Origin of the sequence: Psychrosphaera haliotis (assembly GCF_039523615.1) — a bacterium.
Taxonomy (GTDB): Bacteria; Pseudomonadota; Gammaproteobacteria; order Enterobacterales; family Alteromonadaceae; genus Psychrosphaera; species Psychrosphaera haliotis.
The window spans coordinates 135,453-148,363 of record NZ_BAAAFQ010000004.1 but is presented as its reverse complement, the minus strand read 5'-3'; the positions used below and the strand labels follow the sequence as shown (position 1 = coordinate 148,363).

The following is a 12,911-nucleotide window of genomic DNA, read 5'->3' as shown; positions in this document are numbered from 1 at the left end:
AACAGAGCTACTAAATTCGATATAACAGCGTTTAGTTTAGTGTGTTTCATAAGAATAAAAAATTATCATTTATTATATATTTAAGTACTTATTGTAATAACTGGATTTGGCATGCTATAAGATTCAGAAAACAGTAAGGGCTAATCTAGAGAGCCTAAACACAGGAACAAGTATGATCAATCAGACGTGGTTAACAACGTTTTGTAATTTAGTTGACGTAGGGCACTTTACAAAAACAGCAGATAAACTTTATATGACCCAGTCTGGTGTTAGCCAGCATATTCGAAAGTTAGAGTCTGAGTTAGAAGTGCAATTGCTTATTAGAAGCGGTAAGTCTTTTACACTAACAAGTGCGGGAAGGGACTTGTACGAGTCGGGTAAAGTGTTATTAAAATCAATGAAAGAGCTTGAAGCAAGAGTTAAAGATGACAGCAAAACTAGCGGTAAATTACGAATCAGCTCGCCAGGCAGTATTGGATTAAAACTCTACCCTGAGCTCCTAAAGCTACAATGTGATAATCCAGAACTGATTATTGATTACCAGTTTGCACCTAACGATAATATTCAAGAATTAGTTAAAGCTCAAAAGATAGATGTAGGTTTAGTTACTCATAAAAACTTAGATCCCAAACTGAGTTATAGATCAATTGCGCAAGAAGAGCTTGTACTTGTGGTGCCAAAATTTGTGAAGATTAAACACTGGAGTGATTTGAGAAAATTAAAGTTTATTAATCATCCGGATGCGGCCCATCATGCAAACCTATTACTAAGTGAGAATTTTGCCGAGTTTACCTCAGTAGAGCAATTTAAATCGGGTGGTTTCTCGAATCAAATTGGCTTGATACTGGAGCCTGTTGCACTGGGTATTGGCTTTACGGTTTTACCAAGTTTTGCTGTTCAGGCTTTTAGAAATAATAGCGATTTGCATGTAAACAAACTAAAGAACACAGTTTTTGAGAGCATTTATATCGTTAGTCACTGTGATGCTGTTAAGCCCAAAAGGGTAGCTTTTACAGAAGAGGTTATTGTAAAGACACTGCTTGATTAGAAAATTTATTTGAATTAGGTAGAGTGTGGGTAAGTATTAGCTCGCCTGAGAACTATCGCCTGAGGACGATGTAACTCATTTTCATGTAGTTGGTAATCTAGTTCAAGAATGATCGGGCTCAGTTGTTAATAACAGAAAACAAAAAGGCGCTAATATTAGCGCCTATTTAAGATCAAACTTTTTAACGAAATTTATATCGTTAGTACCGCACATAAGTTTAGGGTTGTTCTAAACCTAAGTTTAAGCCTTCGATGCGAATAAAGCTTCGCGTTCAATTTCAGTCAAAAACGCAGCTTTTACGCCATTCTTTTGAATTTGGCTAAGCTCATCATTGTTGAAGCCTAATATTTCTTGCGCTACTTTATATTCGTTTAAAATATCAATATTTGATACTGCAGGATCATCCGTGTTTAAGAACACGTTAACGCCATGATTATAAAAAGTACGCAGAGGGTGCTTTTTAATATCGTCTATTGTGGCTGTTTGATAATTTGAAGTAGGGCAAGACTCAATAGAGATGTTATTTTCTACTAAGTAATCCATTAGTTTCAAATCTTTTATAGCTGCAACACCATGACCAATTCGTGTAGCACCTAATAAGTTAATCGCGTCCCAAATACTTTCAGGGCCACGAGCTTCACCAGCGTGCACTGTAATATTTAAACCAGCGTCACGCGCCAATTTGAAGTGGTCAACAAACATAGTTGCCGGGAAATTAAATTCATCGCCTGCTAAGTCTAACGCAATAACTTTATCTTTATGCGCTAGGATAGCTTGTAACTCTTTCATACAAGTTTCAACGCCAAAGGTGCGGCTAAGAATACCAATTAGATTCGCTTTCACGCCAAAATCTCTGCTACCTGCGGCAACAGCATCAGCCACAACGTTTACCACCTCAGCCATGTCTAAGTTATAGGCCATTGCCATGTAGTGAGGAGAAAAACGCAGTTCGGTATAATCTATTTGTTGAGCTTTAGCGTCGGCCATATTTTCATATGCAACACGGTAGATAGCGTCATAATCAGCAAGTACAGATACGCCATAATCCAACTTTTGCAAAAAACCTAACAAATCTGAAGACTGGCCTTGAATTTGGGCATGCGGCGTAAACTCTTCTAAGCTATTACCTGGCAAGTCGATATTGTGTTGTTGGGCAAGTTCCCAAACTGTTTTAGGTGCAATGTTGCCGTCTAAATGACGGTGCAGGTCAACCAAAGGAAGTTGAGTGTTGATCATGATTATCCATAAATGAGTGTTAACTAATTGTCGCATTATACCGCAATAGAATTATTTGTAATTAATAAAATTGACGCAATAGCTATAATAAATGCACGATTGGCGTTGCTTTACGAGGCAAATTTAGGTCAAATAGCGGCTTGCACAAAACCAATATAAATATAGGAATTAGCATGGCGTCGAGAACAGACCTAGCAAATGCCATTCGTGCTTTAAGCATGGATGCAGTTCAGAAAGCAAAATCAGGACACCCTGGTGCCCCAATGGGCATGGCCGATATCGCCGAAGTTCTATGGCGTGGTTTTTTAAAGCACAATCCAACTAACCCTAACTGGGCCGACAGAGACCGTTTTGTTTTATCAAATGGCCACGGCTCAATGCTAATTTATTCATTACTGCATTTATCAGGTTATGACGTTTCAATTGAAGACGTTAAGAGCTTCCGTCAATTGCATTCAAAAACACCAGGCCATCCAGAGTATGGTTACACGCCAGGTGTTGAAACAACGACAGGTCCTTTGGGCGCTGGTGTTTCAAATGCCGTTGGTATGGCTATCGCAGAAAAAACACTAGCAGCACAGTTTAACCGCGACGAGCACAATATTGTTGATCACTTTACTTACTGTTTCCTAGGTGATGGCTGTTTAATGGAAGGCATCTCTCATGAAGCATGTTCATTAGCGGGTACGTTGAAGTTAGGCAAATTAGTTGCATTTTATGACGACAACGGCATTAGTATTGACGGCGAAGTTGAAGGCTGGTTTACCGATGATACCGCTGCTCGATTTAAAGCATATGGCTGGCATGTTGTTGAAAACGTAGATGGTCATAATCCTGACGCGATAGCAAATGCAGTGACTGAGGCGCAATCAATTATTGATAAGCCGTCTATTATCATTTGCAAAACGACCATTGGTTTTGGATCACCAAATAAACAAGGTACTCATGATTGCCATGGCGCACCTCTTGGTGATGATGAAATAGCTGCAACTCGTGAATTTTTAAATTGGCCACATGCGCCATTTGAAATCCCAGCAGATGTTTATGAATTATGGGATGCAAAAGATGCGGGTCAAGAAGACGAAAATGCATGGAACGAACAGTTTGTTGCTTATAAAAATGCATATCCTGAACTAGCGGCAGAGTTTGAGCGTCGAGTTATTCTTGGCGAATTACCTGAAGACTTTTCAGAAAAAGCATTCCAACTAGCATTAACAACTCAACAAAAAGCAGAAAGCTTAGCAACTCGTAAAGCTTCTCAAAATACGATTGAAGCGTTTGCACCATTATTACCTGAGTTACTAGGTGGATCAGCTGACTTAGCCGGTTCTAACTTAACGCTTTGGTCTGGTTCAAAAGGTATCCAAGATGATGCTGCCGGCAACTACATTTTTTACGGTGTACGTGAGTTTGGTATGAGTGGCATCATGAATGGTATTTCGCTTCACGGCGGTTTTATCAATTACGGTGCAACATTCCTAATGTTTATGGAATATGCTCGTAACGCCGTTCGTATGTCTGCGCTAATGGGTATTCAAAACATTTTTGTGTATACGCACGATTCAATTGGTCAAGGTGAAGATGGTCCAACGCACCAACCAATTGAGCAAATTGCTAACTTACGCATGACGCCAAATATGCATACGTGGCGTCCAGCAGACGGTGTTGAGTCTGTAATTGCATGGAAATCAGCACTTGAGTATAACGAAGGGCCTAGCTCTCTAATTTTCTCTCGCCAAGGTCTTCCTTCGCAAGCTCGTACAGAGCAGCAAGTAGAAATGATTGAAAAAGGTGGTTACATCTTAGTTGATTCAGACAGCGCTCCTGAAGTTATTTTAATTGCGACGGGTTCTGAAGTTGAATTAGCCGTTAAAGCAGCTGCAGAGCTTAATGCAAGTGGCACAGCAACACGCGTTGTTTCTATGCCTTGTACTAATTTGTTTGACGAGCAAGACGAAGACTACAAGCAGCTTGTTCTGCCAAACTCAGTAACAAAACGAGTTGCAATTGAAGCAGCACACGTTGATTACTGGCATAAATATGTTGGTTTTGGTGGCAAAGTTGTTGGTATGTCAACGTTTGGTGAGTCTGCGCCAGGTGGCGAACTAATGAAACACTTTGGTTTCACCGTAGAAAACGTGATTAAAACTGTACAGTCACTGTAAATTTTAATTCGAGGCTTTTTACCGAGTCTCGTTCTACAATTTAATATTGTTAAAAAAGCGAGTATTATATGTGCTCGCTTTTTTTGTTTTCAGGGTAATGAGCTTTAGTTTATGACTAAAGTATTTGGAATTTTTTAATGTCTGACAATCCTCGTCCTATTAATATTGCAATTAATGGTTTTGGCCGCATTGGTCGTAATGTCTTGCGCGCAATTTATGAAACAAATCGTAGCGCCGAGTTTAATGTCGTTGCGATAAACGAAATCGCTGATCCTGAAGGCATTGCTCACCTATTAAAATATGATACATCGCATGGTCGTTTTGGTTTTGACGTTCATTTAAATGAACAACAAAATTTAGTGGTTGATGGTGATCATATTGAACTTTTACATATTGAAGATTTAAATTCGTTACCTTGGAAACTTTTGAAGGTAGACGTAGTTTTAGAATGTACTGGCGTTTTTAAGTCAAGAGAAGAGGGCGCATCGCATATTACATCCGGTGCACAAAAAGTTATATTTTCTCATCCAGCCGACCCTGATGTAGATAACACAATCATTTTTGGCATCAATCAAGATTCATTAACAAATGAACAAGATGTGATTTCAAATGGATCATGTACAACAAACTGTGTCGTGCCTGTGATTCAAGCTATCGATGATGCGTTTGGTGTAGACAGTGGCACTATAACCACTATTCACTCTTCTATGCATGATCAACAAGTTATTGATGCGTACCATCCCGACTTGCGAAGAACTCGAGCGGCGAGCCAGAGTATCATTCCAGTGGACACTAAATTAGCTGCAGGTATCGAACGAATTTTACCTAAGTTTGCTGGTCGTTTTGAAGCCATAGCGGTTCGTGTTCCTACAATCAATGTGACGGCCATGGATTTGAGTTTAACCGTTAATGCCGACGTCACGATTAATGATGTGAACCAAGCGATTGTCGCTTCTTGTAACAATGGTCTTTCGGGAATATTAGGGTACACAGAAGAGCCTTTGGTCTCTGTTGATTTTAACCATGATCCTCACTCAGCAATTGTAGATGGTAATCAGACACGCGTTAGCCACAAAAGGCTAATCAAGCTTCTTGTATGGTGTGACAATGAATGGGGCTTTGCGAATCGTATGTTGGATACAACCGCCTCTTTACAGCCATTTTTGAAGCGTTAAAAATAGAGCTTAAATTTTAGTGACCATATTAAATAATGTGCTTGCTTGATATAAATAATTAGAACCCAATTTAAATAATAAAATTATCGATATAAACAGAGTTGAAGGATTTGTAATGACAGTAATCAAGATGATGGATTTAGATTTAGCCGGTAAAACCGTTCTTATCCGTCAAGACCTAAACGTACCAGTTCAAAATGGTAAAGTGACCTCTGCTGTTCGCATTGACGCTTCTATACCAACTATTCAAGCGGCATTAGATAAAGGCGCTAAAGTATTAGTAATGTCTCATTTAGGACGTCCAACGGAAGGTGAATACAATGAAGAATTCTCATTACAGCCTGTTGTTGATAATTTAAATGAAAAGTTAAGCGCACCAGTATCGTTAGCTAAAGACTACCTAAATGGTGTTATTGCTAAAGAAGGTGAGGTTGTTGTTTTAGAAAACGTGCGTTTTAACATTGGCGAAAAGAAAAACACTGAAGAGCTAGCTAAGCAGTATGCAGCATTGTGTGATGTGTTTGTAATGGACGCATTTGGTACCGCTCACCGCGCTCAAGGGTCAACTCATGGTGTGGCAAAGTATGCGCCTGTTGCAGCCGCAGGTCCTTTATTAGCTGCGGAGCTAGAAGCATTAGGTAAAGCATTAGATAATCCAGCTCGTCCTTTAGTGGCGATAGTTGGCGGCTCAAAAGTATCTACAAAATTAACGGTACTTCAATCACTGTCTACAATTTGTGACCAACTAATTGTTGGTGGCGGCATTTCAAATACATTTGTTGCCGCTCGTGGCTATAATGTTGGGAAGTCATTGCACGAGGCGGACTTAATTCCTGAAGCTAAACGTTTAATGGCTGAACTTGATATTCCTAATGTTACTGACGTTAGAGTCGCTACTGAGTTTTCTGATACGGCAGAAGCTGTCATTAAAGATGTTTCTGAAGTTCAAGACAATGAACAAATCTTAGATCTAGGTCCGGAATCAGCACAAGCATTAGCAGACGTATTAAAGAATGCTAAAACAATTCTTTGGAATGGTCCTTGTGGTGTATTTGAGTTTGATAATTTTGCTAAGGGCACTGAAGTAGTTGCACAAGCTATTGCACAAAGTGATGCATTCTCAGTTGCTGGTGGCGGTGACACGTTAGCGGCAATTGATAAATATGGTTTGTCAGACAAAATCTCATACATCTCTACAGGTGGCGGTGCATTCTTAGAGTTTGTTGAAGGTAAAGTGTTACCTGCCGTTGAAATTTTAGAGCAACGCGCTAAAGCTTAATCTAATTTTCGGCAGCAATAATTGTTTGTGTTCAGGTTTAACAAATAAAAGCTTGAACACAAACTTCTTTAGCGACGATTTTCAAAATTCAAAATTCAAAATTCAAAATTCAAAATTCAAAATTCAAAATTCAAAATTCAAAATTCAAAATTCAAAATTCAAAATTCAAAATTCAAAATTCAAAATTCACTGGGCGCTGATTGATGTTGCTTTGAAGCGAATATGAGTCCCAGGTCTAGCCTGCGCTAACTTATTAATATCCTCAGGGCTTAATGTTCCAATTTTGGGATAACCACCTAACGTTTGGCGATCGACCATCATGATTATTGGCATGCCGTCTGGGGTTATTTGTATCGCACCAAGTTGTATACCTTCAGGTGAAATGGAAAGCGTATGTTTTAATTCATTGTTGTTTAATTTATCGTTGTTTGGCTCAGCGCTATCGATTGGCTGTAGACGCACACCCATTCGGTCTGAATCGGCTGATACCTGAAAGGTTGTTCCAAAAAAACTAGCTAGCAATTTACTGTTTTCGACTTCCAGTTCAAAAGCATGACTGCTAGTTACAACCTTCAGCTCCAATTGTTTTTGATAATGTGGCACGTGCTTGAATGATAACGAACGTATGTTTTTACTTATTTTTCGAAGTCCCACGTCCGAAGCATTATCATTGCTTGTTTTAGTTGGCGGGGTAGTAGCAACTAAAATATCTTTGTTCTTTAGTACTGTGCCTAATTGTTCTCTTATGCAAGTAGAAACACTGCCAAAGGCAGATTCACTTAAAAAGCCACCTGCAACCGCTAGATATACTCGTAACCCTGTTTTGGCGTAACCAAGCTTTATGCGTTGACCTGCAGATACAGGAATGACTTGCCATTGAGGTATACTTTTATTGTCGAGTAAGCATTTTACTTCTGCTCCTGTTATGCAAACAAACCCGTCAATTAGACACTCAAATTCAGCATTGCCAAGCGTAATTTCGATACAAGGATCACTGCGATTATTGCCCAACAATTTATTCGCCCAATAAAAAGCGGTTTTGTCTATTGCTCCTGATGTTCCTATACCAAATTGAGATACTTGATGTCTGCCGGAGTCTTGCATTGTGCTGAGTGCGCCGCTTTTAATAACTCTTAAAACAGGGTTTTGAATATTGTCCGAATTTTCTGATTTATTCTGTGTTTGGACAGGCTTATTGATGTCTGCATGATTTGCAGAACCAGAACCAGAACCAGAACCAGAATATTGAGCCTTTAGTTTTTTAAATTCAGCTAAATCAACCTCATAAAATGAAACTGTGTCGCCAGTTTTATAAGGAATCGGGCATTTGTCGTTTAAAGGATCAAATAGTGGCAACGGACATTGGCCAATAATATTCCAACCACCCGGTGACGATTGTGGATATATTGCAGTCATGTCTTCCGCTATTGCGACGGAACCTGCTGGTAAACTTGCTCGTGGGGTTTTATGTCGTGGTAACTGTAATTGCTTTGGAAGGCCTTTTAAGTAAGCAAAGCCAGGAGCAAAACCAATTGCTCCAACGTCATAAGTTGAATTAAGATGCAAATCAATTATCTGTTGTTTTGAAAGACCTGAACTTTTAACTATATGAGGCATGTCTAACGATACTTCATCGCCATAATAAATAGGCAATTTTATATTGTTCACTTTTTGATTTTGGTGTTCGGTCAGCAGATTTTTTGCTAAACAAAATGCGTTATATAACATCTTTTTGATGTCTTCTTGAGCCAAATTTGACTCAATTAGCAGCGAGTCAAAAGAGACGGTACTAACATGCAGAGATTCATTAAACTGATTGTCTAGCTCATTTTTAAGCTGAACTAGTGATAACTTGCTGTTAGGAGCTAACCTAAATATGAATGAAGTAGGGGTTAAAATATCAAGATTTAACTCGCTGTTTAAACTGAGTTTTAGCAGTTCCATTTCACTGGCTGCTTGCGGGTTATCACCATGTACACAAATAGAAGTTGCCAAAACTTTTACGGGTAAACCTTGATCATCAATGACGCCTGAATGCGCTTTTAACAATTGAATTTGTTGAAGGGCATCTAAAAAATGCAGCTGCGCTTGTGGGTTCTTTGAGCCGTCTTCTAGAAAACGAGGGGTCAGTTGACCATTCGCTAAGTATCGTCTATCTGCAAAAGCTTCAAAGATTAATTCTACAGAGTATTTTTCTGCTAGTTGAACAACAAAGGCCGGCGCAGAAGATAAAACCATAAGTTTTAAAATGCTATCTGGATTGGCAAAGTTAGTGTCAGCAACCGTTTTCAATACGGTCTTTGCTATCGCACTATCTTTTACTAAATCGTTGTACAAGGCTCCATGTGGTTTCACATATTGAGGTAAATACTGTTCAACTCGTGCAACGTGCATAAAACGTGTTAACTGTTCTTTTAAACTATCGAGGAGATCTTGCTTCGATATTTTAAGGCTTAAACGGCCAAAGTTCTTTTTATCTGGGTAGCTAGGGTGCGCACCAATAATTACGTTATGACTTTTAGCTAATCGGATGGTTTGTGCAATGGTCTCTTCATTTCCTGCGTGACCGCCACAGGCTATGTTGGCCATGTTAATGTGTGGCATAACATAGTGTTCAACACTAGCAGGTGTTATTGACTCGGTTTCGCCTAAGTCACAGTTTAAGTACATTTTATTATTGTTCTTTTTGCTCAAGGTCATTTAACGTCTTGTATCCATTTTATTTAGCAAATTACGGCGACTTTCGTTTTATTTTAGCCAATGTCATTATAGGCTTAAAAGTAATACGGTGTGAATTGTAAAAGAAGCGAATTGCAGAGGGTGTGAATTGAAAAGATGCGAATTAAAAAGATGTGAAGTAAGAAAGTGTAAATTAAAAAGATGTCTGAGTTTTAAATGAAAACAAAATTAGTGTTAATTCCAGGTACACAATGTGACTCCAGGTTGTGGGACAAACTTCGTTCTCAATTGTCATCAGACATAGAGTCCACACACTTTGATATTCCTAAAATGCCACTTAGCGAGGTGTTGTTAAAACTGCATAAAATTATAGAGAGCGCAGCGAAAGAAGGGCAACCTGTATTCTTGTTAGGTTTTTCATTGGGAGGTTATATCGCCTCATCTTATTTGGCGTCGCTAACTGAAGGTGACTTAACGCTTGATAGCACAGTTAATTTAAAAGTACTTATTTGTTCAAACACACCAACCGCATTACCAAGTAGAGAATTGAGACAACGGCGAAGGATAATCCAAAACATAGATGCAAAACCCTATAAGGGAGCAAGTAGCAGTCGAGTGAAATACATGCTGAGTGAAATTCACCATGATGATGAAAGTATGATTCAACTGATTCAGTCTATGGATCAAAAACTCGGGGTTGAAAGTCTAAAGCATCAATTAAGCTTTACGGGTGAACGACGGGATCTTAAAGGCGTGTTTATGAATGCGGCAAGTCAATTTTCTATTCAATTTTTAGCGAGTGACACCGACCCTCTACTAAATTATGAGTGGTTTGAGTCTTTACCTTCTGCTGTAGATATTAAGCTCTGTAACGGTTGCAAGCATATGTTGCCATTAGAGCGTCCGGACTTTATTGCTGATGCGTTAAATGCTGCAATCTTCACTAAGTAAGCATCGAAAGCTTAAATGAGAATAAACTGAATGTATCAAATAGCTTCCAATTTTTAATCTACAATTAAAAGAAATTAAAAAAGATGAAAGACATTTTGAAAGTCGTTCTGTAGAATTACGAAATAGATTACAAAAACTTTCAACACGATGAGAAATTCGATAGGAGTGGAATGTGGCTTTAATTTCAATGCGCCAACTTTTAGACCATGCAGCCGAGTATGGTTATGGTGTACCAGCGTTTAATGTTAATAACCTAGAACAAATGCGTGCCATTATGGCCGCGGCGGACAAAACAAACAGTCCGGTTATTGTTCAAGCGTCAGCCGGTGCTCGCAAATATGCAGGTGCGCCTTTTTTACGTCATTTGATTTTAGCTGCAATTGAAGAGTTTCCTCACATTCCTGTTTGTATGCACCAAGACCATGGTACTTCTCCAGCAGTTTGTCAGCGTTCAATCCAACTTGGCTTCTCGTCAGTGATGATGGACGGCTCATTAATGGAAGACGGTAAAACGCCTTCAGATTATGACTATAATGTTGATGTTACTCGCCGTACTGTTGAAATGGCTCACGCATGTGGCGTTTCAGTAGAAGGTGAATTAGGTTGTCTTGGTTCATTAGAAACGGGTCAAGCTGGTGAAGAAGATGGTATCGGCGCAGAAGGTATTCTAACTAAAGAGCAAATGCTGACTGATCCTGAAGAAGCTGCGGACTTTGTTGCTAAAACAAACGTTGATGCTTTAGCGATTGCGTGTGGTACTTCACACGGTGCTTACAAGTTTACTCGTCCACCTACAGGCGACATTTTAGCGATTGATCGAATCAAAGCTATTCACAAAAGCATTCCAAACACTCACTTAGTAATGCACGGCTCGTCTTCGGTACCACAAGAGTGGTTAGCTATTATTAATGAATTTGGTGGCGAAATCCCTGAAACTTATGGTGTACCGGTTGACCAAATTGTTGAAGGCATTAAGCACGGTGTTCGTAAAGTGAATATCGATACAGATCTTCGTTTAGCATCTACTGGTGCTGTTCGTAAGTTCTTAGCTGAAAACCCAAGTGAGTTTGACCCTCGTAAATACCTAGCTAAAACGGTAACTGCAATGCAAGATATTGTTGTTGATCGTTATGAAGCGTTTGGTACAGCAGGGCATGCAGATAAAATTAAGGTTATTTCTTTAGAAGATATGGTTTCTAAGTACTAAGAGCCTTTTAAAGCTTATACAAAAAGCTTTGAAGAAATAAAACAAACCTCGTTGGTAAAGTGTGTTGAATAAAATACATTTTATTATCGAGGTTTTTTATATGAAGGGTTATTCAATGCAAGTTGAATAACCTTTTTTTTAATATAAAGCAGAAAATCCAGATTTGAGATTCAGGGTCTTAAGCTGAAAAGTAATCTTTTAACTCGTCACTACCGCCGATTAGCTTGCCTTCAATAAATACTTGAGGCACTTTCTCACGGCCAGTCATCGCTTTTAGACTTGTGAGTGTTGCTTGTTGTCCTAATACAATAGTTTCAAACGGCATATTGCGTTCGTTTAACATGTCTATTGCCGCAGTACAGAATGGACAGCCAGGCTTTACAAAGAGTGACACAGGTACAGGCTTTTTAGCTTCCGGGTTTATGTAATCAAGCATTGTATCCGCGTCAGAAACTTCAAACGGGTCTCCTGGTTTTTGAGGTTCAATAAACATTTTCTCAATTTCACCGTTTTTAACCAACATCGAATAACGCCACGAACGCGTGCCGAAACCAGCTTGCGCCATGTCTACCAACATTCCCATTTGTTTGGTTAGTTCAGCATTGCCATCTGGCAGCATAGTAATGTTCTCAGCTTCTTGTGAGCTTGCCCAACTGTTCATTACAAACGTGTCATTTACAGATACACATACAATTTCGTCAACACCATTGGCTTTAAAAACAGGAGCTAATTCATTAAAACGAGGCAAATGAGTTGATGAACACGTTGGTGTAAACGCACCAGGCAATGCAAACACAATAACTGTACGATTGTTGAAAATGCTGTCGGTACTTACTGTTTCCCATTGATTGCCTTTTTGAATAGCAATATCAACATTTTTAATGGTATAGCCTTCTTTGTTCTCAAACATAATTTCTCTCTTATAAATAAAGCGGGTTAAATATTCTATGTGATTAGAATAAAGTTAACTTATTGTTTAGTAAAATCTTATAAATAAAAGGTGTGGTTCAATTAAATTGAATGACTAGCGTTTTCTTTAAAATTTTTGGCCTTGCTTTGCCGTAATGAAAAATGAAAAATGAAAAATGAAAAATGAAAAAGTAACTTTAGCTGAGAAATAAAAAAGGGCCACTAGGGCCCTTTAAGAATTTAGATATAGTTAAGTCAAATT

General features: G+C 38.9%; 9 protein-coding genes. 6 read left to right on the top strand and 3 right to left on the bottom strand.

Features of this window, described 5'->3' with window-relative positions:
* Window positions 1–172: 172 nt before the first annotated feature.
* Window positions 173–1,048: a LysR family transcriptional regulator gene (locus tag ABD009_RS03335; protein WP_343822663.1), complete on the top strand. Its 876-nt coding sequence runs from the start codon at window positions 173–175 to the stop codon at window positions 1,046–1,048.
* A gap of 240 nt (window positions 1,049–1,288) precedes the next feature.
* Here the strand turns inward: ABD009_RS03335 and add are convergent, their stop codons facing one another.
* A complete protein-coding gene (gene add / locus ABD009_RS03330; protein WP_343822661.1) occupies window positions 1,289–2,284 on the bottom strand; it encodes an adenosine deaminase in 996 nt (331 codons plus the stop codon).
* Between the two features lie 173 nt (window positions 2,285–2,457).
* Here add and tkt point away from each other — a divergent pair, with 173 nt between their 5' ends.
* The 3 genes from tkt to ABD009_RS03315 all read left to right on the top strand — a co-directional run bounded on the left by tkt (window position 2,458) and on the right by ABD009_RS03315 (window position 6,903).
* A complete protein-coding gene (tkt, locus tag ABD009_RS03325; RefSeq protein WP_155695363.1) occupies window positions 2,458–4,449 on the top strand; it encodes a transketolase in 1,992 nt (663 codons plus the stop codon).
* 137 nt (window positions 4,450–4,586) lie between these two features.
* Entirely contained in the window at window positions 4,587–5,624 is a 1,038-nt protein-coding gene (gene epd / locus ABD009_RS03320; RefSeq protein WP_155695362.1) for an erythrose-4-phosphate dehydrogenase, read from the top strand.
* Between the two features lie 115 nt (window positions 5,625–5,739).
* Window positions 5,740–6,903 carry a phosphoglycerate kinase gene (locus ABD009_RS03315; protein ID WP_343822657.1) on the top strand — a complete coding sequence of 388 codons (1,164 nt, stop codon included), beginning with the start codon at window positions 5,740–5,742 and terminating at the stop codon, window positions 6,901–6,903.
* Between the two features lie 186 nt (window positions 6,904–7,089).
* On the opposite strand, the gene pxpA is transcribed toward ABD009_RS03315, so the two are convergent.
* Window positions 7,090–9,603, bottom strand: a complete 2,514-nt coding sequence (pxpA, locus tag ABD009_RS03310) for a 5-oxoprolinase subunit PxpA (RefSeq protein ID WP_343822655.1) — start codon at window positions 9,601–9,603, stop codon at window positions 7,090–7,092.
* Between the two features lie 195 nt (window positions 9,604–9,798).
* On the opposite strand from pxpA, the gene ABD009_RS03305 reads away from it, so the two are divergent.
* Window positions 9,799–10,533 (top strand): alpha/beta fold hydrolase, encoded by a 735-nt coding sequence (locus ABD009_RS03305; RefSeq protein ID WP_343822653.1) that lies wholly within the window; start codon window positions 9,799–9,801, stop codon window positions 10,531–10,533.
* A gap of 172 nt (window positions 10,534–10,705) precedes the next feature.
* Window positions 10,706–11,740: a class II fructose-bisphosphate aldolase gene (gene fba, locus ABD009_RS03300; protein WP_330997733.1), complete on the top strand. Its 1,035-nt coding sequence runs from the start codon at window positions 10,706–10,708 to the stop codon at window positions 11,738–11,740.
* Window positions 11,741–11,918: 178 nt separating this feature from the next.
* On the opposite strand, the gene ABD009_RS03295 is transcribed toward fba, so the two are convergent.
* A complete protein-coding gene (locus ABD009_RS03295) occupies window positions 11,919–12,650 on the bottom strand; it encodes a glutathione peroxidase (RefSeq protein WP_343822648.1) in 732 nt (243 codons plus the stop codon).
* Window positions 12,651–12,911 lie beyond the last annotated feature (261 nt).

Bases quoted from the DNA above. Each gene is read 5' to 3' on its own strand.
- ABD009_RS03335 (WP_343822663.1), top strand. From the start codon at position 173: ATGATCAATCAGACGTGGTTAACAACGTTTTGTAATTTAGTTGACGTA.
- add (WP_343822661.1), bottom strand. From the start codon at position 2,284: ATGATCAACACTCAACTTCCTTTGGTTGACCTGCACCGTCATTTAGAC.
- tkt (WP_155695363.1), top strand. From the start codon at position 2,458: ATGGCGTCGAGAACAGACCTAGCAAATGCCATTCGTGCTTTAAGCATG.
- epd (WP_155695362.1), top strand. From the start codon at position 4,587: ATGTCTGACAATCCTCGTCCTATTAATATTGCAATTAATGGTTTTGGC.
- ABD009_RS03315 (WP_343822657.1), top strand. From the start codon at position 5,740: ATGACAGTAATCAAGATGATGGATTTAGATTTAGCCGGTAAAACCGTT.
- pxpA (WP_343822655.1), bottom strand. From the start codon at position 9,603: ATGACCTTGAGCAAAAAGAACAATAATAAAATGTACTTAAACTGTGAC.
- ABD009_RS03305 (WP_343822653.1), top strand. From the start codon at position 9,799: ATGAAAACAAAATTAGTGTTAATTCCAGGTACACAATGTGACTCCAGG.
- ABD009_RS03295 (WP_343822648.1), bottom strand. From the start codon at position 12,650: ATGTTTGAGAACAAAGAAGGCTATACCATTAAAAATGTTGATATTGCT.